This window comes from Halobacterium sp. KA-6 (assembly GCF_021029015.1).
Classification (GTDB): domain Archaea; phylum Halobacteriota; class Halobacteria; order Halobacteriales; family Halobacteriaceae; genus Halobacterium.
Window position 1 is genome coordinate 467352 of the sequence record NZ_JAJJZH010000002.1, and the last position, 25000, is coordinate 492351.

Consider the following 25000-nt stretch of genomic DNA (forward strand, 5'->3'; position numbering starts at 1 on the left):
GCGTCGGGGGTTGTTTTCGCTGCGTTAGGGTGCGACGCCGACGGTCAGCAGCGTCCCGTACGTGCGGTAGCGCTCGACCATGTCCTCGCGCGTCTCGAAGCCCTCGTAGGGGAACTCGTCGGCGGGGGGAATCTCGACGTCGCGGTCCGGGACGTTGTCCTGCTCGGCGACGTGGAGGCCCGCGTCCCGGAACGCCTCGCGGTACTGGGCCTTGTTCCAGCGGGTCATCTCCACGGTGATGTTCTGCTGCCAGTCGTGGCTGTGGACGTTCTCCTCGTAGTAGTTCACCGCGCAGTAGAACGTCCCGCCGGGCTTCAGGACGCGCCGCACCTCCTCGAGGGTCTCGTGGGGGTCGCTGGCGTAGTAGAACGCCTCCATACTGAACACGTGGTCGACGCTGTCGTCGGCGAACGGCAGGCTCCCGAAGTCCCCGACGACGTAGCCGATTTGCGGGTCTTCGGTGTACGACTGGGCGTTGCGCGCCATCTCGGGCGCGCCGTCGAGCCCGTAGCCGCGGGCGATGCCGCGCTCGCGAAGCGCGCGTAGCGCGTACCCGCTCCCAGTGCCGAGGTCGAGGACGTAGTCGTCGGCCTCGACGGGCATCCGCGCGAGCACGTGCTTGGCGGTGTGCCAGTGGCGCTCCTCCATCCCCTTGTCGCGGCCCGACTCCGCCCACTCGTCGAACTCCTCGCGAACGCTCATGGAAGACGGAACGGCCGCCGCGGGCAAAAACCCGCAGGAAACTGGTCGGCCGCCCGCACCCGCAGACGTTTTCCCGGCCGTCCACGACTGCCAGGTATGGTCGGCCGAAGCAGACACTACCGGGTCGCGGACACCGCCCAGCAGGTCGTCGGCGGGTTCCTGCTCGCGGGACCGTTCGTCGTCACCGAGGAGGTGTGGCTGCTCGCCAGCCGCATGGGGTTGGTCAACGTGCTCGCGACCGTCGTCATCGTCTTCGGCATCGGCTACGGCGCGCTCTACGAGGCCGACGACGACCGCGACCCCGACCGCGAGGCCGAAGTCGCCGGCGTCCCGATTCGGTTCGTCTCCCTGATGGGGGTCTCCTACGGGTCGGTGCTCGTGCTCGCGATAGCAGTCACGGCGCCCACGACGTTCGCGGGCCAACTGGAACTCGGGACCACGCTCCCAGAAGTCGCTGCGCTCACCGCGAAGTCCGTCTGCGTGGGCGCCATCTTCAGCGTCGTCGGCGCTGCGACTGCCGACAGCGTGTTCTGAGGGCGGTCGCGTACGCGGCGCTCCCCTCCCCGACCCCGAAGGTTAAGACCGCGTAGGCGCTTTCCTGCGGTATGGACTACGACCTCGCCATCGACGGAGCGCCCGACTCCGTCCCGGGCGGCACCGTCGTACTGCTGCTCCACCCGAGCACCGGCGAGACCGACCGCATGGACACCGACTTCCTGAAGACCGACACCGACCACTTCCTCGTCGTCTCCACGCGCACGACCGCCCGCGAGGTCACGCAGAAACTGGAGTACTACGACGTCGACGAGGACAGCGCCGAGATTCTGGACACGCTCTCCGTCGACCGCGGCTACTCCCGACGGGGCGCCAGCCACATCCACTACGTCTCCGCGCCCGACGACGTCGACGGCATCCTCGCGGCCGTCGAGCAGTTCCTCACCGACAACCCCGGCAAGCGCCGCATCAGCTTCGACTCGCTGACCGAGCTCGCGTACTACGCCGACGAGGACCGCGCGCTCGACGCGCTCGGCCGACTCGGTCACCTCCTCGACGAACACGACGCCGTCGCGCTCGTCCACGTCTCTCGGGAGGTCCACGACGACGACGTCCTCGACGCGTTCCGCGGGGAGAGCGACGTGGTCGTCGAACTCGACGAAGAAGGGAACGTCGCCACCGAGTACTGACTGCAGCAGCGAACAGCGCTACTCCGCGTCGTTCGCGTCCGCTTCCGTTTCTGCCGCGTCGAACACTTTCTGTGCCCACTTCACCGCGTAGCTCGCGCCGTGGCGGCGGTACGCGAGCGTGTCCAGTGCGGCGAACGGCGCGGGCAGGTCGACGTCGTGTTTGACGGCGCTGCACGCCAGTTCCGCGGCGTCCGAGAACGACGTCTCGCCGCGCGCGATTTCTCGCGGAAGGTCGTCGATGCGGCCGGTGACGCGCTCGCCGGCGTCCACCCACGCTTCGTGGAGGTCGGGGTAGTCCTCGTCCCACGATTCGAACTCCTCGCGCGTGTGGAGCCCGCGGTAGGCGTCACAGCACGCCGACGCGAGTTGGTAGACCGAGGCCGGGTCGGCGTCGACGGCGTCGTCGAACGCGCGGTACTCGTCCTCGAAGAAGCCGAGGAACTGCTCGGGGAGGTCGAGGCCCGCTTCGACGAGCGCTTCCGCGACGAGGAAGTCCGCGAACGCCTCGGGGGTCCCCTCGATGCGCGCCTTCACGAAGACGACCGGCGGCTCGGTCTGGGTCGTCCACGCGACCGCGCCGTCGCCGGGGGTGCCGACGACGAAGTCGCTGGACGCCAGGCGGTAGAGAATCTGTGGGGCGTCCTCGGGGAGCCAGTCGGCGTCGTACTCGCTGGGCGACAGCGAGTCCACGAGCAGCGCGAGGTCGTCGCGGTGCTCCGGGGGCAACGTCTGGAAGTCCCTGTCGCAGTCGAGGACGATGGCCTCCGGCGCGTACGCCTCCCGGACCGCCGCGAGGTCGCCCGCGAGGTCGCGCTGGGAGAACATCTACGCGACGTTGACGACGATTATCAGCGACAGAACGGCTGCGAGAGCGACTGTGCCGACGACGTACTTCGTTGCCGTGCTCATATACGATGGTTCGCCCGCGGCGACTTAAATTGCGGTCGTTCGCCGTCGCGGGCGGACGTGGCTGTTACTCGGCGGGCGTCTTCGCGCCGTACGCGCGCCACGCGCCGGACTTGAAGCGGACGAAGTTGACGGCCGCGCGCACGTACATGTCCCCGAGGATGGCCGCCAAGATGGCCGACAGGCCGAGGCCCAGGCCCGGCGAGACGGCGGGAATCGAGAGCGGGCCGAGCGAGAACGGACCGACGACGAACGTCGCGGGGAGTGCGACGAACGCCAGCGGGAGACGGACGAGGTACGTGCCCAAGATGCCGCCGTAGAACGGCCAGCGAGTGTCGCCGGCGCCGCGGAGGCCGCCGCGGAGCGTCCGCGAGACCGAGAAGCCGGCGACGCTCAGCCCGAAGACGCGGATGAACGTCACGGTGAGGCCGACGTTCGACGCGCCGAACACCTGCGCGATGGGCGCCGCCGCGAGGAAGATGCCCGCGCCGATGAGCAGCTGCGTGACGAGCGCGATGCGCAGCGTCTGCCAGCCGTAGTCGGCGGCCTCGTCGGGGTCGCCCGCGCCGAGGCGCTGACCGACGAGCGTGCTGGAGGCCGTCGCGTACCCCCACGCGGGCATCAGCGCCAACAGCATCACGCGGCGGCCGATGGCGTACGACGCGACGACGGGCGTCCCGAGCACGCCGAGCACGAACAGGAACGGGAACCGACCGAACGTCCGCGAGAGCCGCGTGCCCGCCAGCGGAAGCGCGACGCGGACGATTTCGCGGGCGACGCTCCAGTCCCACTGCTTGCCGCGGAGTCGGAGCGTGACACTCCAGCGTCCCGACAGCAGGACCGCGAAGAAGACGACGCCCGCCAGCGTGTTCGCGATGGCGGTCCCCCACGCCGCGCCGACGACGCTGAGTTCGGGGAAGCCGAACAGCCCGAAGATGAGCAGCGCGTTCAGCGCGACGTTCGTCGGCAGCGTCACGAGGCGCACGTACATCGGCGTCCGGGTGTCGCCAGCGCCCGCCAGCGCCCGCGCCGCGGTCATGCTCCAGAACCGGAACACCACCGACAGCATCACCACGCGGAGGTAGTCCGCGCCCAGCGCCGCCGTCTCCGCGTCGCTCGCGAGCAAACCGACGAGCGGATCGGCGTACAGCCACGCGCCCGCGGTGAGCGGGACCGAGAGCAGCAGCGAGAGCCACAGCGACTGCTTGATGGCGAAGTCGGCCTCCGCGTCCTCCTCCGCGCCCTTCAGCCGGGAGACGACACTGATGGTGCCGCTGGTCAGCGCGAGCGCGAGCCCGAACGGGATGAAGTAGTACTGGAAGCCGAACTCGAGGGCAGCGACCGCGACGTCCCCCGCGGCGATGCTCACCATCAGGAAGTCAGTCGTCCGCAGCACGGTGCGCAGGCCGCCGGTCACCATCGCGGGGAGCGCGAGGTCGAACGCCTCCTCGCCCTTCTTCCGGTCGACGAGCCCGAGCCACGCCAGCAGCGCGGGGAACGCGGCGACGAGGGCCTCCACGCGGCGACGAACGGTCATCTACTGGAGGCGTCGTGTCGGCGCGGAAAACAACTTCGGCAGCCGGCAACCTACCGCGGGTTCGCGTATCGACTGCGGTCGGCGTGCTGCCGCAGAGGTGTCGCGTACTGCTACTGATTTACGTGCGGTCACGCCCGTGGGTCGGAAAACGAGGGATGGGGTTGTAACGGGACTGTTCGCGCTACTCGTCGTCGGTCTCCCAGGCGTCCGGCACCTCGATGACGTACTGGCCATCCTCCTGGAGCGCGATGATGTACTCCTGGCGGTCGTACAGCTCCATGAGGTTGAGCTCGTACTGGCCGGGCGCGACGATGCGGATGGACTCGAACTGGTCGTTGAGTTCCTGCCGGAGGTCGTCCAGGTCGGGCCGGTCCTCTGGGTCGTCGGGTTCCTTGACGACGCGGCCGTCCGACGGCGCGTCCGGGAGCGAGTCCTTGTCGACGACGGAACTCCGGGCGTCCGCCTGCGCGGCGTCCTCGTCGCCGGTCTCCGTGCTGGCGTCGATGCCCTCTGCGGGTTCGTCCCCGGACGGGGCGCCCCCTGTTTCGGGTGCGTCGGGACTGCTCGGGTCCGACTCGTCGACTGCCTCCGACGCCTCCGTTTCGGGTGCGCTGGGGTCGGCTTCGACGTCGGGACTGCTGGATGCGTCGGCAGTACCGGATGTGTCCGTAGCGCTCGGGGAGTCCGCAGCACTGGTGTTGGCAGCGCCTGCAGTGCTGGCGGTGTCGGTCGTGTCTGCGTCGTCGCCAGTCGTACGCGCTGCGGGGTCGGGGTCGCTGGTCACGGCGTCCCGGACCTTGTTCGCGGCGCGGCCGACCGCGCCCGCGACGGACCCGCCCTCGCGTTCGGGCGGCTCGGGCGAGTCGGCGTCCGCGTCTGCTGGCGGGTCCGCGGGCTCGGACTCGGCGACGTCACCGGGGTGGTACTGGAATTTGTTGCCGCCGCAGTCCGGGCACCCCGACAGCATTTCCTTGGAGCCGTCCGCGAAGACGTGCCCGCAGTTCGTACACTGGTGAGGCATTACTTGCGGGAAACGAGCGCGCTGATGAGCGTCTCGTCCTTGTGGAGTGACTGAATCTGGTTCGCCGGTCCGACGACCGTGAGCTTCGACGTCGACTGCTTGCCCATCAAGCGGCCGAGCAAGCCCGTGTCGTTGGTCTCGGACTGCGGGAAGCTCTCGATTTCGATGCCGGAGAAGCCGTCCGGGTTGATCTCGCTCATCGTCACTTCGATGAGTTTCGACTCCTCGTCGGGCGTGAGGCCGGCCTCCAGGACGACGATTTTGCCGTCGCGGACGCCGTCCAGAATCATCCGGATCTTCTCCATGGACGTCTTGCCGGACATCCGCTCGGCGCTGATGAGGTCGATCTGGACGCCGTCACCGGGTCCGTCTTCGCTCGTGGTTTCAGGCATCGTGGGTCACCCGAAGTACTCCGCTATCTTCTCGTAGACCTCGTCCATGTTCTCGCCCTCCAGCGCGGAGAGCGGAATCGTCTCGTGCTGGGGGAACGCGTTCGACACGCGCTGGATGTTCGAGCCCTCGAGGTCGGTCTTGTTCGCGAGGATGAGCACCGGCAGGTCCCGGCTCTCGATGATGCCGATGAGCATCGTGTTCACCTGCGTGAACGGGTCCTCGGTGGAGTCCAGCACGTAGATGACGCCGTCGACGTCCTCGCGCAGCCAGTGCATCGCCTCCGCGACGCCCTCGGTGGCTTCGCGGGAGCGACGCACGGCCTCGTCTTTCTCCATGTCGTGCTCGAGGAACTCCGAGTAGTCGACTTTCGTCGTCACGCCGGGCGTGTCGACGATGTCGATGTTGACGGTCTTCCCGTCGCGTTTGATTTCGACGTTCTCCTTGCGACGCGCGCGGCGCGTCTCGTGCGGGATGTGGCTCTCCGGGCCGACCGCGTCGCCGGTCCAGTCGCGAGCGATGCGGTTCGCGAGCGTGGTCTTGCCGGCGTTCGGCGGGCCGTAAATCCCGATTCGTTTCGGTTCCGAGTCGTCGGCAAACAGGCTCGCCGACACCCGTGAGATGCTGTCTCTGAGTTCTGCGAACAGTCCCATCCTTGAACTCCATACGCACCCCGCGCCTTGTATGCTTGACGCAGGATGCGGACGGTTGATAGGGGAGAGCCAGCGAGAGGACTTAAACTTACGTCAGACAGCGGGTTTGGACGGGTGGGCGAGCGGTGGAGCGGAAGTCGGTGAGTTGGACGAGGAGCGAGGGTCGAGAGGACAGAGTGGCTGGATTCCGAGAGGCAGAGAGCAAGAGGACGGGAAGGAGAGACGTGAGTGAGACAGGAGTCAGCAGAATGTGGAGTGGTAGCGTGGACCGACGTGAGGCCCCCACCCCTTCGTTTCGAGTGGAAACGGGAGAAGCCGGAGACCGGGAGCGGCAGAACGGGAGATTCAGGCGGGAAAGCCACTAGTCCTAGACCAGACCACGCTAACAAAATTCGGTTCGGGCTGTATTGCGGTTACTGTTTCTGAGTATATGACTTAGTCTTTTCCCTCCTCTAGAGCCAATCCTGTTCTGTGACCCCCTCCCCCGGTCTGTTTCGCCGTTCCACCCGAAACGAAGGGGTGGGGGGCGGACCCCTGTCCCCCACTCCAACCCCCCTGTTTCCGATGGAACTCCCGAAGTCACTCGTCGAGAACCCCAGCCGCCGGTTCGTTCCAGAGAGAACGAACCTCGCGAGAGCCAGAATCTGTCTCACGCGCGCACTCGAAACACTCCCCCTCGGACCACCTCGAATTCGCTATCCGCCGACTGCCCCCGTCACATCTCGACCTCTCAGTCAATCTCGACGTCGACCGACACTCTGAACGTTCATCTCTCTCGGCGCTTCCGTCCCTCTCGAACTCTCTCGTCGTGTTCCAGCAGACGAACGATTTGAGCACCGAACCGAAATCAGAATCCAACGTTTCGTCGCTCGTCTGACCTCATCGAAACTTATTAGTCCCTCACGTTTCCATTAGTTCATCTGCATCAACTGGAGCGCCCGGTCACTGAACCGCCTCGAACGCCCCGTTCGCGCCGGTCTGTGGCTTCCTCTCTCCGCGCGGCGCTCTCCACACGAAACGAAGGGGCACCGCAAATCATGTCAGACGAACCGACGACGGACGGCCGACGTACTGCCGACCGGGACTTCGAGGTGGACCTCGACGACGTCCTCGAGGACGACGAGGACGGCGACGAAGGGCTGTTCGACGACTTGCTCAGCGGCGAACCCATCTTCGAGAACAAGGAGGTGCTGCGGCCGTCGTACACGCCGCACGAACTCCCCCACCGGAAAGACCAAATCAACAACATGGCGACGATTCTCGTCGCGGCGCTGCGCGGCGAGACGCCGTCGAACATCCTCATCTACGGGAAGACCGGGACGGGGAAGACCGCCAGCGCGAAGTTCGTCAGCCAGGAACTGGAGCGGACCTCCCAGAAGTACGACGTCCCCTGCGAGGTCGAGTACATCAACTGCGAGGTCACAGACACCCAGTACCGCGTGCTCGCACAGCTCGCGAACACGTTCATCGAGCAGAACCGCACGTTCATCGACGAGCGCGTCGAGGAACTCGAGGACCTCCGGGAGGCCGCCGAGGACGACCCGAGCGTGCTCGAATCCGACGACGACAACGACGACCACCTCGACTTCGACTCCGTCGCGGCCGTCGACGAGCGCATCGAGGCGCTCCTCGAAGAGAAGTCCGAGATGGACGACGTCCCGATGACGGGGTGGCCGACCGACCGCGTGTACGCGCGCTTCTTCGAGGCCGTCGACTACGTCGAGCGCGTCGCGGTCATCATGCTCGACGAAATCGACAAACTCGTCGAGAAGTCCGGCGACGACACGCTCTACAACCTCTCGCGGATGAACTCCGAATTGGAGAACTCCCGGGTCTCCATCATCGGCATCAGCAACGACCTGAAATTCACCGACTTCCTCGACCCGCGCGTCAAATCTTCGCTGGGCGAGGAGGAAATCGTCTTCCCGCCGTACGACGCCAACCAGCTCCGGGACATCCTCCAGCACCGCTCGGACGTCGCGTTCAAAGACAACGCACTCTCCGAGGACGTCATCCCGCTGTGCGCGGCGTTCGCCGCCCAGGAGCACGGCGACGCGCGGCGCGCGCTCGACCTCCTCCGGACCGCCGGCGAACTCGCGGAGCGCGACCAGTCCGACTCGGTCACCGAGGAGAACGTGCGGCGCGCGCAGGACAAGATCGAACTCGACCGCGTGGTCGAGGTCGTGCGCACGCTCCCCACTCAATCCAAACTCGTCCTGTACGCCATCCTCCTGCTGGAGGACAACGGCGTCCACAACGTGAACACGGGCGAGGTGTACAACATCTACAAGACGCTCTGCGACGAGCTCGACGCGGACGTGCTCACGCAGCGCCGCGTCACGGACCTCATCAGCGAACTGGACATGCTCGGCATCGTGAACGCGGTCGTCGTCTCGAAGGGCCGCTACGGCCGCACGAAGGAAATCTCGCTGTCGGTCCCCGTCGAGGAGACCGAGGCCGTCCTCGAAGCCGACTCCCGACTCAGCGACATCGAGAACGTCACGCCGTTCGTGCAGGCGCGCTTCGACAACTGAACGCCGTCCGGCGCTCCGCGCGCCACCGACACCCACGCCGACCCCCTTCGTTTCCCGTCCACACACCACGACAGCGTAGCCACGACTGTCCACTCGAAACACTCCCGAACCGAGAACCAGAAGCGACGTCTCAGTCCCGCTTCCCGCGAAAGGGAAGTCGAAAGTCCGTCTCCCGCTGTCGGCACTCAGTCGCTCGGGTACGACTCAGTGGCCGGCTCGCCGGATTTCGTGGTGCCGACGTGCGGGACGGCGACCCGGTAGAGCGCGTACACGAGCAACACGAGCAGCGCCGCGACGACCAGCGCCGTCCTGATGTTCGGGTCGATGGTCGGCTGTGCTATCACTTCGCCGGCGTCGTTGGTCACGGGTGCCGCGCCGCGGGGCGCGCCGTCGAGCGTTTCTATCAGGCCGGCGACGACCACGCCGAGCAACAGCAACCCGCCGCTCAGCGCTATCGCGAGCCTGTCCGCGAGGTCGACGTCGTTGGATTGCATTTGTGGTCACCTCCTAACCGAGTAGGTACTTCAGCCGCGGGCGGTTCCGGACGAATTCGGTGCGCTCGACGAGTGCGTCGAGGCCGTAGTAGCGGCCGGCCGCGAACACGATTATCGTCACGAACAACAGCATTCCCATCAGGTCGCTGTTGACGAGCCCGTGCCCGAAGCTGGCGTTCCCGACGAAGAACAGGCTCATGAACAGCACGCCGAAGAACGACGCGAGCCTGACTAATACGCCGAGCATGAGCCCGAGCCCGATGGCCGTCTCCCCGAGCGGCACGAGCGCGCCGAGGAGGTCCGGGAACCCCGCGAGGAACGTCGCGAGCGGCCCCAGAGTGGTGCCGCTCATGCCCTGCAGGTAGCCGGCGGCACCGAAATTCAGCCCGCTGTCGAGGAGCTTCCCGACCCCGGAGTGGAAGAACCACCAGCCGGTGAGCACGCGAAGCATCGCGACCCAGTACGCCGCCCACGGCCCCGAGAGTTCGAAGTCGACCTCGTTCCTCAAGGGGGTTGCCGCGTCGTATGACATTCCCATCACCTCACGTGTGGAGGTAGCCGCTGGACCCCTATAACCCGAGCCGCGATTCCAACGCGGTAAGACGCGTTCCCAGATACTGAGAACGACGTTCCCGGACTCTGAAAATCGGACGACCAGTTAACTCTCCGTACCCCCGAGAGTCGTGTGATGCGTGCTCCGCTCGGGACGGACGAGACGCCCGAACTCCAGGCCGTCCTCGACGCCCTGGACGACGAGGGATGCAGACGCATCATCGAGGCGCTCGACGAGCCGATGGCGGCCAAGGAGCTCTCGGAGGCGTGTGACATCCCGCTGTCGACGACCTACCGGAAGCTCGAACTCCTCACGGACGCCGCGCTCCTGGAGGAGCGGGCGGTGCTCCAGCTGGACGGCCACCACACGACGGAGTACGACCTCGTCTTCGAGGAAGTCGTCATCCAGCTCGACGAGGACCGGACGCTCGACGTCGGCGTCACGCGGCCGTCGCAGTCCACGGACGAGCGCCTCGAAACGCTCTGGGCGGAGGTGAGCAAAGAGACATGACACACTACTTGCCAGTCGTCGCGTTGAAGACAATCACGCTCGTGCTCGGCGGCGCGGTCACGTACTTCGCGCTGAAGGCGTGGAACCGCACCGGGTCGCCGGCGCTGCGGTCGCTCGCCATCGGCTTCGGGTGCGTGACCCTCGGGTCGCTGCTCGCGGGCATCGCCGACCAGGTGCTGGCCGTCGAGCGAACGCTCGCGGTGTTGACCGAGAGCGCGCTCACGGCCGTCGGCTTCGCGGTCATCGTCTACTCGCTGTACGTCGACTGACTGCGGGCCGACCGTCGCCCGCGATACGCGACGCGCGAGCGAAGAATATCACAACTAATCGGGAACACGAGTCGTCCGACGGGTTCGACGATTTCTACTCGCGTACCGCAGAAACTCACGTAACAGGCGCGAGCGCGACGCTCGACGAGTTCCCCGGCGACGAATCGACTAGCTCGGGAGCTAGCCCTCCAGTTCCCTCGACACCTGCCGGCCCAGCGTCGGTCGCGAGCGTCGTCGGGCCCGGCGTGACGGTACCGGCGAACGTCAGGCGCACCCAGCCGAGGTACGGGAGGCGGTACTCGGCAGTTCCCTTCACCCACGCGGGCTTGACGGGACTGGAGATGCCGCGCGCCTGGTCGTAGTAGTCGTTCGTGACCGAGTTGTCGCCCTTCGTGACGAAGCCAGCGTGGGGCGCGGGGCAGTTCCGGAGTTCGTCGCAACTGTTGGCGTCGACGTAGTCGGGGTTGGCCTTCGAGTACCAGTTCTCGCCGTCGTCCACCCAGAAGTGCGCGCGGTGTATCACCGGCGTCTCGCGGGCGTTCCCGTACGGCTTGTAGACGATGACGTCGCCCAGCCCGCCGAACTGCTGGTAGTCGTGGCCGACGGCGTCCTGATGGGTGACGACGCCGGTGTCGCCGGTGGCGTACTCGGGGGCGAACCGCTGTTCTTCCATCACGAACACGAGGTCACCTTTCTCCATGTTCGGCTGCATGCTCCCGCTCTCGACGGCGACCAGCGGCGGCCAGACGCCGCTGACCGCGAACAACAGCAGGCCGACCATGGCGACCGTGAGCGCGCTGCTGGCGGCCTCGCGAACGAACATCACGGCACCGTGGTCGGTACGGAGGAACCAGACGAGCGCGGCCCGCGGACCGCCGCGGGGGTCGGGCACGTCGTCGCCGTTGGTCATCTATTCGCCTTTCGCCGCTCCCGCGTTTCAACTTTCCCCTCGCGGACCGCCATCCTTTTGCTCGCGCTTCCCGTGCTGACGTGGTGTGCCACGAGAACCCCCGGTCCGGGTCGTCCGCGAAGTCACCAGCCGGGGGTACAACGCGGAACGCGAGGCCGTGACGCTGCTCGCGGGTGCGAGCGACCCCGCGGCCGCCGTCGAGCGCGCGGTCGACGCCGCGCCGAACGACGCGCTGACGCTCACCACCGACCACGTTCGCGAGGTGCTCGACGACGCGACGCCGAGCACTTCCGCGACGGACGCCGACGCGCCCAGCGAGGACGCGGCAGCCGGCGAGGCGACCACTACTGAGACCGCCGCAGCCGAGACAACTGCAACCGAGACGACCACAGCCGACACGTCCACAGCCGCTGCCGCGACGCAGTCCGCCGAGTCCGAGCCCGAGGCGTCCACCGACCAGACGACAACACCCACTGCTTCGAGTGGAGTCGGAGACGACGACATTCGGACGCGAGAACGAACCTCTCCAGTTGAAACGAAGGGGGTGTCCGAGGAGCAGAACGCGGCAGGGCGGCGGGACGGCCGCGACGCCCGCGACGACAGCCAGCGCAGTGTCGAAATCGACGGGGACATCACGGGCGAATCGACGGGGACTGGCGAGTACGCGGACTTCGTCGCGACGTTCCGCGACCGCTACGACCGCCTCTCGAAGAAGCTCCGCGGCCGGGTCAACCACCGGCCGACGGACGCCCTCGACTCGATGCCCGGCGGCAGCGAGGCCGCGGTCGTCGGGATGGTCAACGACATCCGCTCGACCGCCAGCGGCCACTGGCTCGTCGAAGTCGAGGACACGAACGGCGTCTTCCCGACGCTCGTGATGAAAGACCGCGACATCGCCGACCACGTCGACGAACTCCTCACGGACGAGGTCATCGCCGTCGAGGGGACCATCTCCGACGACGGCGGCATCCTGTTCGCGGACGACCTCCACTTCCCGGACATCCCGCGCACTCACCGGCCGTCCACCGCGGACCGCCACGTGCAGGCCGCGCTCGTCTCCGACGTCCACGTCGGCAGCCAGGAGTTCGCCGCGGACGCCTGGCAGGCGTTCGCCGACTGGCTCCACACCGAGGAAGCCGACGCCGTCGAGTACCTCCTCATCGCGGGCGACATGGTTGAGGGCGTCGGCGTTTACCCGAACCAGGACGAAGAACTGGACATCGTCGACATCTACGACCAGTACGAGACGTTCGCGGAACACCTCAAAGACGTCCCCGGGGACATGGAAATCGTGATGATTCCCGGCAACCACGACGCCGTCCGCCTCGCCGAACCCCAGCCCGCCTTCGACGAGGAACTCCGCTCGATTATGAGCGCCCACGACGCTCGCTTCACCGGGAACCCCTCCACCGTCACCGTCGAAGGCGTCGACATCCTCATGTACCACGGCGTCTCCATCGACGAAATCATCGCCGAGTACCCCGGCGACGACATCTCCTACGACAACCCCCACCGCGCGATGGAGCAACTCCTCAAGAAGCGCCACGTCGCCCCCCAATTCGGCGGTCGCACCCGCGTCGCCCCCGAGAAAGAGGACTACCTCGTCATCGACGAGGCGCCGGACGTCTTCCACACCGGCCACGTCCACAAACTCGGCGTCGGCGGCTACCACAACGTCCGCCTCGTCAATTCGGGCTGCTGGCAACACCAGACCGAATTCCAGAAGTCCGTCAACATCGACCCCGACGTCGCCACCGCCCCCATCCTCGACCTGAACACGCTGGACGTGACCGTCCGGAAGTTCGCCTAGCCACTTTTTGCTGCGCTCGGTCGCTACCGCTCCCTCGCTTGCAAAAACTTGGGGAAAAAGCACTCCTCCCTCCAGCCGCTCCCTTCGGGCGCGTTAGTCGGTCGTCGGCCTCGCGACTGCGCCGCGAGTGAACCGCTTCGCTCGGGTCCGTTGGACCGCTCGCTCGCGGATGCTTGTTCGGGTAGAGCCGAGTCAGCAACTGTTGGCATCCGCGGCCTGAGCGGTTCGTAGAACCCGAAGGCCGCGGTTCACCGAGCGCGAAGCGCTCGGGCGCCGAGGACCCCCGTAGTGGGGTCCGACGGCGCTTTTGCCGCAAGTTTTTGCCAGGGAGGGCGGCTTCGCCGCCCTCCCACAGCAAAAAGTGCGTTCTAGACGACGTGCTCGACGTCGTAGGAGCCGAGGCGACGCACCCACCCTTTCTCGGCGATGACTTCGATGTCGTCGAGGGCAGCCTGAGTGCGTTCTTCGTAGAGGCCGGCGTCGACGTCGATGTGGAAGAGGTAGTCGCCGAGGCGTTCGCCGGAGGGCCGCGATTCGACGCGGGAGAGGTTGATGTCGCGGTCCGCGAACGGCTCCAGGAGTTCGAGCAGGAGGCCGGGGTAGTTCGCGTTGGGGTAGACGACGAACGAGGACTTGCCGCCGGCGTCGGAGCGCTCGCTGGGGGGCGCGACGACGAAGAAGCGCGTGGAGTTGCTGGTCTGGTCCTGGATGTCCGAGGCGACGACTTGGAGATCGCCGTCGGCGTTGTCGGGGTGCGCGATGCCGGCGACCGTGGGGTCGTCGCGCGCGATTTCGACGCTGCGCGCGGTGGAAGCGACGGGTTCGCGGTCGACGTCCGGGTAGTTCTCGTCGAGGTAGGTGCGGACTTGCGCGAGCGCCTGCGAGTGGCTGGCGACGGTGTCGAAATTCTCGCTCTGCGCGATGAGCGCGTGCCGGACGGGGGTGACGATTTCGCGGACGACCGCGAGGTCGACCTCCGAGAGCGCGTCCAGGGTCTCCGTGACCGAGCCCTCGATGCTGTTCTCGATGGGGACGACGCCGCGGTCGGCGTCGCCGTTCGCGACCGCGTCGGCGATGCCGCGGACGGACTCCACGAAGGAGATGCCGTCGTCGGTGACGGCGCTCGCTGCGCGGTGGGAGTACGTGCCGGTCGGGCCGAGCGTGACCGTTTCCATGCGCTCCCGTACGCGGCGGAGGTGGGAAAAGGGCGTCGGGGCGACAGAATTTGCGCTGGCTACCGGTTCAGCGTGTGGATGGCGTGGCCGAGCGCGTGCTCCGCGGCCTCCATCGTCGACTCCGCGAGCGTTGGGTGCGTGTGAATCGTCGAGGCGACGTCTTCGAGCGTGGCGCCCATCTCGATAGCGAGGCCGAGTTCGGCAATCAGTTCGCTGGCTTCCGGTCCCACAATCTGCGCACCGAGCAGGAAGCCCGACTCCTCGTCGGCGACGACGCGGACGAATCCGTCGCTGTCGCCGGTGGTAAGCGCGCGACCGCTCGCGCGGAACGGGAACGTGCCGACCGCTGGCTCGAAGCCCTCGGCGCTGGCCTCGTCCTCGGTGAGGCCGACGGTCGCGATTTCGGGGTCCGTGAACACTGCCGCGGGGATGGCCTGGTAGTCCAGCGCCGCGGGCTCGCCCGCCGCGACTTCGGCCGCGACCTGCCCCTCCTTGCTGGCCTTGTGCGCGAGCATCGGCCCCGGCGCGACGTCACCGATGGCGAAGACGTTCTCCACGGCCGTGCGCGCCTGGTCGTCGGTCTCGAGGCGACCGTCCTCGTTCGGCTCGAGGTCGATTGCGTCCAGGTTCAGCGTGTCCGTCACGGGCTCGCGGCCGACCGCCACGAGCACGTTGTCGGTCTCGAATTCGGTTATCTCACCGTCCTCGTCCTCCGCGGTGACGACGATGCCGTCGTCTTGCCCCTCCCAGGAGTCGGCGGCGAGCCCGAACTCGAAGTCGATACCGAGGGCCTCGGCGCGCTGCTTGACGGGCTGCGTGAGGTCGTCGGGATAGCCCGCCAGCGCCTCGTCGAGCATCTCCACGACGGTGACGTCGACGCCGAGCTTCGCGAGCACCGTCGAAATCTCCATCCCGATGTAGCCCGCGCCTACGACCACGATGGAGTCCGGGAGTTCGTCCATCGCGAGCGCCTGCCGCGAATCGAGCACGGGGTCGGCGTCGAAGCCGAAGCCCGGCACCTCGATGGGTCGCGAGCCGGTCGCGACGATGCAGTGCTCGTACTCGATGGTCTCAGAGCCCTGGCCCTCGCCCCCGTGGACGACGCGGAGTTTGTCGTTGCCCGCGAACTCCGCGCGCCCCTCCATGAGGTTGACGCCGTTGGCCTTGCAGAGCTTCTCGACGCCGCCGGTGAGCTGGTCGACGACGCCGTCCTTCCAGGCGACCATCTCTCCGAAGTCCACGTCGGGGTCGGCGTAGATTCCCATCTCCTCGGAATTGCCCGCGTTGTGGGCGACGTCAGTCGCCGTAATCAGGGCCTTCGAGGGGATGCAGCCGTAGTTCAGGCACGTCCCGCCGTAGGCGTCCATCTCTACGAGCGTCGCGTCGAGGCCGAGCTGTGCGGCGCGAATCGCCGCGACGTAGCCGCCCGGCCCGCCGCCGACGACCGCCACGTCCGTTCCAGTAGATACGTCTCCAACAACCATTATTCGAGTAGTAGTAGTTCGGGGTCGGTCAGTCGCTCCATCACGTGATTCGTGAACCGCGCGGCCTCCGCGCCGTCGATGACGCGGTGGTCGATGGACAGCGACAGCGGCAGCGTCTGTGCCGCCCGCACCTCGCCGTCCTCGGCGACCGGTCGCTCGTCGATGCCGCCCAGCCCGAGAATCGCGGTCTCGGGGTAGTTGATGATGGGCGTCGCGTACTCGCCGCCGACCGCGCCGAAATTCGTGATGGTGAACGTCCCGCCCTGCATCTCCGACCGGGAAATCGAGCGGTCCCGGGCCTTCGCCGCGAGTTCGTTCACCTCCGCGGCGATGTCGAGGATGGACTTCTGGTCGACGTGCTTCACGACCGGCACCATCAGTCCGTGGTCGGTCGCCACCGCGACGCCGACGTTGTACTCGTGCTTGAGCGCGATTTCCTCCTCGTCCTCGCGGAGTTCGGAGTTCAGAATCGGGTACTCCTGTAGTCCCGAGACGACTGCCTTCATCACGAACGGCAGGTACGTGAGTTTCACGTCCTGCTCGGCCGCGCGCTCCTTGAGCTTCGTCCGCGTCTCCACGAGGTCGTCGATGACCGCCGTGTCGTGGTGCGTGACGTGGGGCGCGGTGTACTTCGATTCGGCCATCTGCTCGCCGATGCTGCGGCGGACGCCGCGGTACGGCTGCGTCGTCTCGCCGCCCTCGACGAACTCGCGTTCGCTCTCGGGCGCGGCCGCCGTCGCCTCACCCTGCGCGGCAGTACCGCCTTCGGCGTACTCCTGGACCGCTTCGGCAGTGACGAACGCCTCGCCGTCGCGCTCCTCGACGGCCGGCACGTCGTGGATGTTCACGCCGAGTTCCTTCGCCAGCCCGCGGGTCGCGGGCGCGGCGAGCGTCGTCTCGCGGCCCGCCGGTTCGGTCGCCGACTCCACCGCGGGTGTCTCGGCTTCCGTGTGTTCGGCGGCCTGCTCGCCGACCGGCTCCACCGCGGAGCGCACCTCGTCCGGTGGCTCCTCCTGTGGCTCGGTCGCGTGGCCTTCCGCCGCGGCGCGCACGTCGCCCTCGGTCACGCGACCCGACGGTCCCGTGCCCTCCACGGAATCGAGGTCGACGTCGAGCTCGCGCGCGAGTCGGCGCACGCTCGGTGGCGCGAACGTCCGCGTCGACGCCTGCTCCGTGGCGGATTCGGCCGCGGCCTCGGGCTCCTCGGTGGCTTCCTCGCCCGCCGATTCGTCCGTCGCTTCGGCTGCCTCGCCCTCCACGTCGAAGGTGACGATGACGTCGCCGACCGGCACCACGTCGCCCGCGTCGTAGTGCAGGGTTCGGACCGTGCCGTTCACCGGGGACGGGACCTCGACGACTGCCTTGTCGGTCTCCACCTCGGCGACCGGCTGGTCCTCGGAGACGGTGTCGCCCTCCGAGACCAGCCAACTGACGATTTCGCCCTCCGCTACGCCCTCGCCGACGTCGGGTAGTTTGAACTCTCGTGCCATCTCAGAACTCCACGGTCTCCCGGATGCCCGACTCGATGCGCTCGGGTTCGGGCAGGTAGTAGTCTTCCAGCGCGGCCAGCGGGAACGGCACGTCGAACCCCGTGACGCGCTTTATCGGTGCCTCCTGGTGGAGGAGCGCCTCCTCCTGGAGCGTCGCGGTGAGTTCCGCGCCGACGCCCGCCGTCTTCGGCGCCTCGTGGACGATGGCTGCTCGCCCCGTCTTCTCGAAGGACTCCACGACGGTCTCCTCGTCGAGCGGGCTCAGTGTTCGGAGGTCCACGACTTCCACGTCCACGTCGTCGGCCATGTTCTCTGCGGCTTCCAGCGTCGGGCGGGTCATCGCACCCCAGGTGAACACGGAGACGTCGCTACCCTCGCGGCGCACCGCGGCCTCCCCGAGTTCGACCTCGTAGGGGCCGTCCGGCACTTCCTCGCGGAACGCGCGGTAGATTTTCTTCGGCTCGAGGAAGATGACCGGGTCCGGGTCCCGAATCGCCGCGATGAGCATCCCCTTCGCGTCGTGGGGCGTACTCGGAATCGCGACCTTCAGCCCGGCCTCGTGGACGTAGAACGCTTCCTTCGATTCGGAGTGGTGTTCGGGCGCGCGGATGCCGCCGCCGAACGGCGCGCGCAACACCATCGGACACGTGAAACGGCCGCGGGAGCGCGTCCGCAGCCGCGCCATGTGGCTCACGATCTGGTCGAAACCCGGGTACATGAACCCGGAGAACTGGATTTCCGGCACCGGCTTCAGGCCGTACGCGGCCATCCCGATGGCGGAGCCGATGATGCCGGACTCCGCCAGCGGCGTGTCGACGACGCGCTCCTCGCCGAACTCATCGTAGAGCCCCTCGGTCGCGCGGAACACGCCGCCGTTCTTCCCGACGTCCTCGCCCATCACGAGCACGTCGTCGTCCTCGGCCATCTCGTCGCGGAGGCCGTCCCGTACCGCCTGCACTAGCGTCAAGTTCTCTCCCATGTTAGTCCTCCAGTAGCGCTTCGTCGCCGTGTTCGGCGCGGATGGACTGGAACCACTCCAGTTGTTTCTCGAGCCGTCCCGGCATCTCCGCGTAGACGTTCTGGAACATCTCCACGGGGTCGGGCCGCGGCGTCTCCTCGGCGGCCGCGATGGCGTCCGCCACGCGGTCCTCGACGTCCTCCTCGATGTCCGTAATCGCCTCGTCGTCCAGCCGGTCGGTCCGCTGCAGATACTTCTCGAGGCGCGGAATCGGGTCCTTCGCTTTCCACTTCTCGACCTCCTCTTCCTCGCGGTAGACGGAGGGGTCGTCGGCGGTCGTGTGCGCGCCGAACCGGTACTGGACCGCCTCTATCATCGTCGGCCGCAGTTCGCCCTCAGTGGGTTCTTTGGCCTTCTCGACGGCCGCCTTCGTCACCGCGTACACCGCCAGCGGGTCCATCCCGTCGACCTGCACGCCCTCGAAGCCGTAGGCTTCGGCCTTTTGCGCGAGCGTCTTCGACGCCGTCTGGCGCTCGCGGGGCACGCTGATGGCCCACTGGTTGTTGTTGCAGAAGAACACGTTCGGCGTGTCGAAGACGCCCGCGAAGTTCAGGCCCTCGTGGAAGTCGCCCTCGCTGGTCGCGCCGTCCCCGAAGTAACAGAGGAACGCTTTGTTCTCTTCGTCCTTGAGCTTCGACGCCCACGCCAGCCCGGTCGCGTGCGGAATCTGGGACGCGATGGGCACCGCGACGGTGAACAGGTTCACGTCCTCGGGGACGCGCGCGCCGTTCTCGTCGCCCATCCAGAGCCGCAGCGTCTGCTTCAGCGGGAGGCCCTGCACGAGCGAGGCGGCGTGCTCGCGGTAACTCGGCACCATCCAGTCGCCGTCGCCGAGCGCCATCGCGGAGCCGACCTGCGCGCCCTCCTGGCCGGACAGCGGCGGGTACGTGCCGATGCGACCCTGCCGCTGGAGGCTCACCGCCCGCTCGTCGAAGCGCCGAGCGAGCTTCATCGTCCGGTACATCTCGACGAGCTCGTCGTCGTCGAGGTCCGGGACCTCGGCGCCGTCGACGACCTCGCCGTCCTCGTCGAGCACCCGTACCATGTCGTCGGGTTCTCGGTGCACGGTCGCAGTCACGGGTACCCCCGTCCTGACATGTGTGGAGAATCACCCCCTGCGACCATATGATTTTCGTAACGGTCTTTCTAGCGGGTTACCGACACGCCATTTTTCACAACTCTCGTTCACAACTTCCCGCCGTTACTCGCTGAACGTTCGATACTAGGTTAGTAAATTGGGCGTACAGACACCCTACTCGAAGTATTGCCGGAGTTCGACGTCGTTCAGATACGGGGTCGCGTGGTGGCTCGCTCACGGCTCGCGCGTCTCGTGGTTCGCAGTTCCGTGCTCTCCCTTCGGTCGAGCACGCACTCAGTCGGAGGCCGCTCTGCGAGCGTCCTCCCGCGCCTCCTCGATGCTCTTCCCCTCCCGAAGCACCGCGTCGACGAACAACTCCCCGGCCTTGTACGACGACCGGACCATCGGGCCGGAGGCGCAGTAGAGGAAGTCGAGTTCCTCCTCGGCGACGCGGCGCCACGTCTCGAATTTCTGTGGGTGGACGTAGTCGGCGACGTCGAGGTGCGAGCGCGACGGCTGGAGGTACTGGCCGAGCGTCACTACGTCCACGCCGACCTCGCGGAGGTCGCCCAGCGCCTGGTAGACCTCGTGGTCGTACTCGCCGACGCCCAGCATCAGGCTCGTCTTCGTGTAGATGTCGGACTCGCGGTTCACCTGGTCGAGCACCGCGAGGGACTGCTCGTAGCCCGCGCGGCGGTCCCGCACCGGGAACTGGCGGCGCTCGACGGTCTCGACGTTGTGCGCGATGACGTCCGGGCTCGCGTCGATGATTTTCCGGACGAGGCGCTCCTCGCCCTGGAAGTCCGGAATCAGCACCTCCACCAGAATCGAGGGGTCGCGCTCTTTGATTTCCCGAATCGTCTGCGCGAAGTGGCCCGCGCCCTGGTCGTCGAGGTCGTCGCGGTCGACGGAGGTGAGGACGACGTAGTCCAGCCCGATTTTCGCAACGGACTCCGCGACGTTGGCGGGCTCGTCGGGGTCCAGCGACTCCATCCCGCCGGTCTCGACGTCGCAGAAGTTGCAGCCCCGCGAGCACCGGTCGCCCATCAGCATGAACGTCGCGGTGCCCGGGCCGTTGCGGCCGCTCCAGCACTCCCCCATGTTGGGGCAGGAGGCCTCCTCGCAGACCGTGTGGAGGTCGTGCTCCCGGAGCGTCTCCTTGATGTCCGTGAATCGCTCGCCGGACGGCGGCCGCATCTTCAGCCAGTCCGGCTTCCGCCGACTGCTCATGGACCTCCCTTCGCGGGGCACCGCAAAAACTGTGGGGTTCGGGGCGCTGGCAACGTGCCGTGAGAGCGCACCCCGCATGTTAAAGAGGGGGCGCCCGGACGTTCAAACTACCCGAAAGAAACAAAATGTTTGACGTGTCTCGCGAGGAGATAACCGACGGTCCGCTCTCCCGGGCGCTGTTTTACGTCGCCGCCCCGCTGGTCGTCCAGCAGTACGTCGTCGTCCTCCAGCAGGTCGTCGACGCGTTCTGGCTCGGCCGCGTCAGCGAGGAAGCGGTTGCCGCCGTCGGCCTCGTCGCGCCCGTCGTCGCGTTGCTCTGTCTCGGCGCGAACGTCGCGTTCACCGGCGCGCAGGTGTTGGTCGCCCAGCACGCCGGCGCGGAGAAGGACGGGGCCGCGCGCCGCGCCGCCTTCCACGCCGTTCTCGTCGCGCTCGCGTTCAACCTCGCGGCGCTCGCGTTCGCCGCCGTCTTCGCTACTGACATTCTCGCCCTGTTCGACCCCGGCGCAGTCGTCGTCGAACTCGGCGCGCTCTACCTCGTCGTCGTCCTCGGCGGGATGGTGTTCGGCGGGATGAGCGACGCCATCGAGGGCGCGTTCGTCGGCTGGGGGGACTCCCGCGCGGCGCTCGTCGTCAACGTCGTCGTCGTCGCCGTCAACGTCGTCCTCGACCCGTTCCTCGTCGTCGGCTGGGGCATCGCCGGCTTCGCCGGTTACGGCATCCTCGGTGCCGCGCTCGGCACCGCCGGCGGCTACGTCGCCGGGTTCGGTGTCGCTGTCGCGCTCGCCACCACCGAATTCACCGGCTTCGCGTACACGCGCGAGACGATGCGCCTCCGCCTCGACTCGCTGCGTGACGTCCTCGAAGTCGGCGTGCCGAAGGCCGGCCAGGAGGGCGGCCGCCAGACCGCGCGCCTCCTCATGGTCGCCATCGTCTCCGGCGTCGGCGGGAGCGCGGGCCTGGCGGCGTACACCGTCGGGATGCGCATCTCGACGCTCGCGTTCGTCCCCGCCATCGCGGTCGGGAGCGCGGTCGCCAGCGTCGTCGGGCAGAACCTCGGCGCGGAGCGCCCCGCCCGGGCGACCCGCGCGACCTGGCTCGCCGCGGGCGTCGCGACCGTCGCCCTCGCGCTCGTCGGCGTCCTCCAGTTCGCGATTCCCGGCCTCCTCGCGGACGTGTTCGCGCCCAGCCTCGACGGCGACGCGCTCACGTACACGGTCGCGTACCTCCAGATTCTCGCAGTCGGCTACTGGACGTTCGGCGTCATCTACCCCGTGCAGGGCGGGTTCAACGGTGCCGGAAAGACCCAGGTGTCGATGGTCGCGACGATGCTCCAGTACTGGGTCGTCCGGCTCCCCATCGCGGTCGTCGGCGCGTACGTGGTCGTGCTCTCGGTCCCGGTGTACGCCGCGTTCTGGGCGATTACGCTGTCGAACGTCGCCGCCGCCGTCGGCGTCACCGCCTACTTCTACTACTCGACTGACCGCGGCCTGCTCGAACGCGTCGCGTCCTCGATGGCCGCGGACGCGGCCGACTGAGTGTCCCGGAGGGAACGGGTGGTTCTCGTTCACTTCGTTTGCTTCGACTCACGCCGCTCGCGGGTCGTTTCTCCCCGCTCGCATCGACGTGGTTCTCAGTCGCTCACTTCGTTCGCTCCTTCCGAACCACGCCACTAAGGAAACGCCTATCCGCCCACCCGCCTTCCCCAATTGGTGATGGAAGTCGCCGAGGTCGTCCCCGAATTCGCCGACGCCTTCCCCTTCGACGAGTTCAACGAGATGCAGCGCGAGGCGGTGCCAGCGCTCGTGAACTCCGAGGCCAACGTCGTCGCGTCCGCCCCGACGGGCAGCGGGAAGACCGCGCTCGCGGAACTGGCCATCTGCCAGACCCTCGACGCCGGCGGCACCGCGGTGTTCGTCGCGCCGCTGCGCGCGCTCACCAACGAGAAGGAGTCCGAGTGGGAGCGCTTCGAGGAGCTCGGCTACTCGGTGTACGTCGTCACTGGCGAGCGCGACCTCAACCCCCGGCGCGCGGAGCGCGCGGATGTGCTCGTGATGACGCCCGAGAAGGCTGACTCCGCCACCCGGAAACACGACTCGCCGCGCTACTCGTTCGTCACGGACGTCGACTGCGTGGTCATCGACGAGGTCCACCTGCTCGACTCCGAGAAGCGCGGCAGCGTGCTGGAAGTGGTGGTGTCGCGCTGGCGGCGGCTCTGCGACCCGCGTGTGGTCGCGCTCTCCGCCACGATGCCGAACATCGACGACGTCGCGGCGTGGCTCGACGCGGAGCCCGAAACGACGTTCGAATTCGGCGACGACTACCGGCCCGTGGACCTCCACGCGGGCGTGCGGACGTACACGCACGGCGACAACCCGTTCGCGGACAAGTACCGCCGGCTGTTCACGACGCTGGACCTCGTCGAACCCCACCTCCGCGAGGACGGGCAGGCGCTCGTGTTCGTCTCCAGCCGGCAGGACACCGTGCAGGCCGCGAAGAAGACCAGAGACGAAATCGGCGAGCGCGACATTCCCGTGGGTTCGCGGGGCGACTACGAGTTCCACACGGCGGCCGAGGAGCTGGACAACGCGACGCTCCGCAAGTCCGTGCTGGACGGCGTCGCGTTCCACCACGCCGGGCTCTCCACGCACGACAAGAACCTCGTCGAGGAGTGGTTCCGGGAGGGCAAGATTCGGATTTTGTTCTCGACGTCGACGCTCGCGTGGGGTGTCAACCTCCCCGCGCGCTGCGTCGTCATCCGGGACACGAAACTCCACGACCCCCTCGAGGGCGAGGTCGACATGAGCCCGCTGGACGTCCTCCAGATGCTCGGGCGCGCGGGCCGCCCCGGCTACGACGACGTCGGCTACGGCTGGGTGGTCTGCGACGAGTCGGACGCCGACATGTACCGCGACCTCCTCCGCGAGGGCAAGGAAATCGAGTCGCGGCTCGCCGGCAACCTCGCCGAGCACCTGAACGCGGAAATCGCGATGGGCACGATTCGCGGGCTCGGGGACGTGATGGACTGGCTGGAGACGACGTTCTACTACCAGCGCGCCCAGTCCGAGCCCGACGACTACGACTTCCCGGGGCTCCGGGACCGCGTCCGGGACACCCTCGACGACCTCGTCGAGGAGGGGTTCGTGGAGACCGACGACGACCTCGGGCTCTCCGCGACCCGGCTGGGCGTGCTCGCGTCGACGTACTACCTCCGCCTGGACACCGCCCGCGAGTTCCGCGACGTGGCGGACGGCGACGGGGACGCCGACAGCGTGCTCCGCGCGGTCGCCAGCGCCGGCGAGTTCGACAGCGTGAGCGCGCGCAAGTCCGAGCGCGACGCCGTCGATAGAATCGTCGGCAGCGAGGCCGACGACCTCGACTCCGGCCCGCGGAAGGTTCTGGCAATCCTGCGCGGGAGCATGGACGGCTCCATTCCGCCGGAACTGCGCTCGGACGCGTGGGTCATCAAGCAGAACGCGCTCCGCCTGCTCGCCGCGCTCGGCGCATTCTTCGAGCGCTACGACGACCCCGCGGGCGCGAACGTCGCCGCCCGCCTCGAAGCCCGCATCGACACCGGCGTCCCCGAGGACGCAGTCGGCCTCACAGCCCTCGACGGCGTCGCTGCGGGCCGCGCGCACAAGCTCGCCGACGAGGACATCGAGACGCCCGCGGACGTCCGCGAGGCTGGCAAGGACGGCCTCGAAGAAGCCGGGCTCGGCCCGGGCGTCGCCGAGAGCGTCTACGAGCAGGCCGCCGACATGCCCGACGTCACCGTCGACTGGAGCGACCTCCCCGACAGCATCGCGGTTGGCGACAACCAGATGTGTGAGGTCGTCGTCCGGAACAGCGCTGGCGGCGCGAGCGCGGGCGTCGCCGTCACCGTCAACGGCGTCGAGATGACCGAAACCACGGGATATCTGGACGACGAACTCTCCGTGCCCGTGGGCGTGTTCGGCGCGGACGCCGACGTTCTCGAATTCGAGGTCACCGTCTCTTTCTCCGGCCTCCCGCTGCTCCCGGTCACCGAGACGCGGACGGTTCGCGTGGAGTAG

Annotated in this window: 23 protein-coding genes; 8 read left to right on the forward strand and 15 right to left on the reverse strand. The window is 67.6% G+C overall.

Translation table 11 applies throughout. The features are described 5' to 3' along the window. Nucleotides 1–24: 24 nt before the first annotated feature. The gene (locus tag LPA46_RS07480; protein WP_230892004.1) at nt 25–702 is read right to left on the reverse strand and encodes a class I SAM-dependent methyltransferase; all 678 of its coding nucleotides are present in this window, start codon (nt 700–702) and stop codon (nt 25–27) included. 96 nt (nt 703–798) lie between these two features. On the opposite strand from LPA46_RS07480, the gene LPA46_RS07485 reads away from it, so the two are divergent. After that, nucleotides 799–1236: a DUF2391 family protein gene (locus tag LPA46_RS07485; protein ID WP_230889467.1), complete on the forward strand. Its 438-nt coding sequence runs from the start codon at nt 799–801 to the stop codon at nt 1234–1236. A 71-nt stretch (nt 1237–1307) separates the two neighbouring features. Next, on the forward strand, nt 1308–1886 hold the full coding sequence (locus LPA46_RS07490; protein ID WP_230889466.1) for a DUF7090 family protein: 579 nt from the start codon (nt 1308–1310) through the stop codon (nt 1884–1886). Nucleotides 1887–1904: 18 nt separating this feature from the next. Here LPA46_RS07490 and LPA46_RS07495 read toward each other — a convergent pair whose 3' ends face one another. The 5 genes from LPA46_RS07495 to LPA46_RS07515 all read right to left on the reverse strand — a co-directional run bounded on the left by LPA46_RS07495 (nt 1905) and on the right by LPA46_RS07515 (nt 6393). Next, nucleotides 1905–2711 carry a DUF7089 family protein gene (locus tag LPA46_RS07495; RefSeq protein WP_230889465.1) on the reverse strand — a complete coding sequence of 269 codons (807 nt, stop codon included), beginning with the start codon at nt 2709–2711 and terminating at the stop codon, nt 1905–1907. A gap of 148 nt (nt 2712–2859) precedes the next feature. Further along, nucleotides 2860–4329 carry an MATE family efflux transporter gene (locus LPA46_RS07500; protein WP_230892005.1) on the reverse strand — a complete coding sequence of 490 codons (1470 nt, stop codon included), beginning with the start codon at nt 4327–4329 and terminating at the stop codon, nt 2860–2862. 181 nt (nt 4330–4510) lie between these two features. Next, nucleotides 4511–5350 (reverse strand): OapC/ArvC family zinc-ribbon domain-containing protein, encoded by an 840-nt coding sequence (locus LPA46_RS07505; protein ID WP_230892006.1) that lies wholly within the window; start codon nt 5348–5350, stop codon nt 4511–4513. Continuing rightward, complete coding sequence (locus LPA46_RS07510; RefSeq protein WP_230889462.1) at nt 5350–5742, reverse strand: DUF2073 domain-containing protein; 393 nt, start codon at nt 5740–5742, stop codon at nt 5350–5352. Before LPA46_RS07510 ends, LPA46_RS07505 begins: the two co-directional genes overlap by 1 nt. A gap of 6 nt (nt 5743–5748) precedes the next feature. Continuing rightward, a complete protein-coding gene (locus LPA46_RS07515) occupies nt 5749–6393 on the reverse strand; it encodes an Era-like GTP-binding protein (RefSeq protein WP_230889461.1) in 645 nt (214 codons plus the stop codon). A gap of 1037 nt (nt 6394–7430) precedes the next feature. Between LPA46_RS07515 and LPA46_RS07520 the strand changes: the two genes are divergently transcribed. Then, nucleotides 7431–8927 carry a Cdc6/Cdc18 family protein gene (locus tag LPA46_RS07520; protein ID WP_230892007.1) on the forward strand — a complete coding sequence of 499 codons (1497 nt, stop codon included), beginning with the start codon at nt 7431–7433 and terminating at the stop codon, nt 8925–8927. A 185-nt stretch (nt 8928–9112) separates the two neighbouring features. On the opposite strand, the gene LPA46_RS07525 is transcribed toward LPA46_RS07520, so the two are convergent. Next, complete coding sequence (locus LPA46_RS07525; protein WP_230892008.1) at nt 9113–9421, reverse strand: hypothetical protein; 309 nt, start codon at nt 9419–9421, stop codon at nt 9113–9115. A 13-nt stretch (nt 9422–9434) separates the two neighbouring features. Further along, nucleotides 9435–9953, reverse strand: a complete 519-nt coding sequence (locus LPA46_RS07530) for a DoxX family protein (protein ID WP_230892009.1) — start codon at nt 9951–9953, stop codon at nt 9435–9437. Nucleotides 9954–10109: 156 nt separating this feature from the next. Between LPA46_RS07530 and LPA46_RS07535 the strand changes: the two genes are divergently transcribed. Together LPA46_RS07535 and LPA46_RS07540 are read left to right on the forward strand one after the other, a co-directional pair. Beyond that, on the forward strand, nt 10110–10484 hold the full coding sequence (locus LPA46_RS07535) for a winged helix-turn-helix domain-containing protein (RefSeq protein ID WP_230892010.1): 375 nt from the start codon (nt 10110–10112) through the stop codon (nt 10482–10484). Further along, complete coding sequence (locus tag LPA46_RS07540; RefSeq protein ID WP_230889456.1) at nt 10481–10753, forward strand: DUF7521 family protein; 273 nt, start codon at nt 10481–10483, stop codon at nt 10751–10753. The genes LPA46_RS07535 and LPA46_RS07540 overlap by 4 nt, the downstream gene beginning before the upstream one ends. Nucleotides 10754–10868: 115 nt before the next feature. On the opposite strand, the gene LPA46_RS07545 is transcribed toward LPA46_RS07540, so the two are convergent. Continuing rightward, nucleotides 10869–11663 carry a S26 family signal peptidase gene (locus LPA46_RS07545; protein ID WP_230892011.1) on the reverse strand — a complete coding sequence of 265 codons (795 nt, stop codon included), beginning with the start codon at nt 11661–11663 and terminating at the stop codon, nt 10869–10871. Nucleotides 11664–11748: 85 nt separating this feature from the next. Between LPA46_RS07545 and LPA46_RS07550 the strand changes: the two genes are divergently transcribed. Beyond that, complete coding sequence (locus LPA46_RS07550; protein WP_230892012.1) at nt 11749–13473, forward strand: DNA-directed DNA polymerase II small subunit; 1725 nt, start codon at nt 11749–11751, stop codon at nt 13471–13473. A 368-nt stretch (nt 13474–13841) separates the two neighbouring features. Here the strand turns inward: LPA46_RS07550 and pheA are convergent, their stop codons facing one another. The 6 genes from pheA to lipA all read right to left on the reverse strand — a co-directional run bounded on the left by pheA (nt 13842) and on the right by lipA (nt 20948). Further along, nucleotides 13842–14648, reverse strand: coding sequence for a prephenate dehydratase (gene pheA / locus LPA46_RS07555; RefSeq protein WP_230892013.1), 807 nt, complete (start codon nt 14646–14648; stop codon nt 13842–13844). 59 nt (nt 14649–14707) lie between these two features. Beyond that, nucleotides 14708–16132, reverse strand: a complete 1425-nt coding sequence (lpdA, locus tag LPA46_RS07560) for a dihydrolipoyl dehydrogenase (RefSeq protein ID WP_230892014.1) — start codon at nt 16130–16132, stop codon at nt 14708–14710. Next, nucleotides 16132–17622, reverse strand: coding sequence for a dihydrolipoamide acetyltransferase family protein (locus tag LPA46_RS07565; protein WP_230892015.1), 1491 nt, complete (start codon nt 17620–17622; stop codon nt 16132–16134). The genes lpdA and LPA46_RS07565 overlap by 1 nt, the downstream gene beginning before the upstream one ends. 1 nt (nt 17623) lies before the next feature. Then, nucleotides 17624–18601 (reverse strand): alpha-ketoacid dehydrogenase subunit beta, encoded by a 978-nt coding sequence (locus tag LPA46_RS07570; RefSeq protein WP_230892016.1) that lies wholly within the window; start codon nt 18599–18601, stop codon nt 17624–17626. A gap of 1 nt (nt 18602) precedes the next feature. Then, complete coding sequence (gene pdhA / locus LPA46_RS07575) at nt 18603–19685, reverse strand: pyruvate dehydrogenase (acetyl-transferring) E1 component subunit alpha (RefSeq protein ID WP_230892073.1); 1083 nt, start codon at nt 19683–19685, stop codon at nt 18603–18605. A gap of 327 nt (nt 19686–20012) precedes the next feature. Beyond that, the gene (gene lipA / locus LPA46_RS07580; RefSeq protein WP_230892017.1) at nt 20013–20948 is read right to left on the reverse strand and encodes a lipoyl synthase; all 936 of its coding nucleotides are present in this window, start codon (nt 20946–20948) and stop codon (nt 20013–20015) included. Nucleotides 20949–21073: 125 nt separating this feature from the next. Between lipA and LPA46_RS07585 the strand changes: the two genes are divergently transcribed. Both LPA46_RS07585 and LPA46_RS07590 read left to right on the forward strand, forming a co-directional pair. Beyond that, nucleotides 21074–22486: an MATE family efflux transporter gene (locus tag LPA46_RS07585; protein ID WP_230892018.1), complete on the forward strand. Its 1413-nt coding sequence runs from the start codon at nt 21074–21076 to the stop codon at nt 22484–22486. A gap of 177 nt (nt 22487–22663) precedes the next feature. Beyond that, on the forward strand, nt 22664–25000 hold the full coding sequence (locus LPA46_RS07590; RefSeq protein WP_230892019.1) for a DEAD/DEAH box helicase: 2337 nt from the start codon (nt 22664–22666) through the stop codon (nt 24998–25000).

Excerpts from the sequence above, each read along its gene's own strand:
- LPA46_RS07495 (WP_230889465.1), bottom strand. The coding sequence starts at position 2,711 with ATGTTCTCCCAGCGCGACCTCGCGGGCGACCTCGCGGCGGTCCGGGAG.
- LPA46_RS07525 (WP_230892008.1), bottom strand. The coding sequence starts at position 9,421 with ATGCAATCCAACGACGTCGACCTCGCGGACAGGCTCGCGATAGCGCTG.
- LPA46_RS07520 (WP_230892007.1), top strand. The coding sequence starts at position 7,431 with ATGTCAGACGAACCGACGACGGACGGCCGACGTACTGCCGACCGGGAC.
- LPA46_RS07535 (WP_230892010.1), top strand. The coding sequence starts at position 10,110 with ATGCGTGCTCCGCTCGGGACGGACGAGACGCCCGAACTCCAGGCCGTC.
- pdhA (WP_230892073.1), bottom strand. The coding sequence starts at position 19,685 with ATGGTACGGGTGCTCGACGAGGACGGCGAGGTCGTCGACGGCGCCGAG.
- LPA46_RS07500 (WP_230892005.1), bottom strand. The coding sequence starts at position 4,329 with ATGACCGTTCGTCGCCGCGTGGAGGCCCTCGTCGCCGCGTTCCCCGCG.
- lpdA (WP_230892014.1), bottom strand. The coding sequence starts at position 16,132 with ATGGTTGTTGGAGACGTATCTACTGGAACGGACGTGGCGGTCGTCGGC.
- LPA46_RS07570 (WP_230892016.1), bottom strand. The coding sequence starts at position 18,601 with ATGGGAGAGAACTTGACGCTAGTGCAGGCGGTACGGGACGGCCTCCGC.
- LPA46_RS07480 (WP_230892004.1), bottom strand. The coding sequence starts at position 702 with ATGAGCGTTCGCGAGGAGTTCGACGAGTGGGCGGAGTCGGGCCGCGAC.
- lipA (WP_230892017.1), bottom strand. The coding sequence starts at position 20,948 with ATGAGCAGTCGGCGGAAGCCGGACTGGCTGAAGATGCGGCCGCCGTCC.
- LPA46_RS07485 (WP_230889467.1), top strand. The coding sequence starts at position 799 with ATGGTCGGCCGAAGCAGACACTACCGGGTCGCGGACACCGCCCAGCAG.
- pheA (WP_230892013.1), bottom strand. The coding sequence starts at position 14,648 with ATGGAAACGGTCACGCTCGGCCCGACCGGCACGTACTCCCACCGCGCA.
- LPA46_RS07585 (WP_230892018.1), top strand. The coding sequence starts at position 21,074 with ATGTTTGACGTGTCTCGCGAGGAGATAACCGACGGTCCGCTCTCCCGG.
- LPA46_RS07590 (WP_230892019.1), top strand. The coding sequence starts at position 22,664 with ATGGAAGTCGCCGAGGTCGTCCCCGAATTCGCCGACGCCTTCCCCTTC.
- LPA46_RS07540 (WP_230889456.1), top strand. The coding sequence starts at position 10,481 with ATGACACACTACTTGCCAGTCGTCGCGTTGAAGACAATCACGCTCGTG.
- LPA46_RS07510 (WP_230889462.1), bottom strand. The coding sequence starts at position 5,742 with ATGCCTGAAACCACGAGCGAAGACGGACCCGGTGACGGCGTCCAGATC.
- LPA46_RS07545 (WP_230892011.1), bottom strand. The coding sequence starts at position 11,663 with ATGACCAACGGCGACGACGTGCCCGACCCCCGCGGCGGTCCGCGGGCC.
- LPA46_RS07565 (WP_230892015.1), bottom strand. The coding sequence starts at position 17,622 with ATGGCACGAGAGTTCAAACTACCCGACGTCGGCGAGGGCGTAGCGGAG.
- LPA46_RS07515 (WP_230889461.1), bottom strand. The coding sequence starts at position 6,393 with ATGGGACTGTTCGCAGAACTCAGAGACAGCATCTCACGGGTGTCGGCG.
- LPA46_RS07490 (WP_230889466.1), top strand. The coding sequence starts at position 1,308 with ATGGACTACGACCTCGCCATCGACGGAGCGCCCGACTCCGTCCCGGGC.
- LPA46_RS07505 (WP_230892006.1), bottom strand. The coding sequence starts at position 5,350 with ATGCCTCACCAGTGTACGAACTGCGGGCACGTCTTCGCGGACGGCTCC.
- LPA46_RS07530 (WP_230892009.1), bottom strand. The coding sequence starts at position 9,953 with ATGTCATACGACGCGGCAACCCCCTTGAGGAACGAGGTCGACTTCGAA.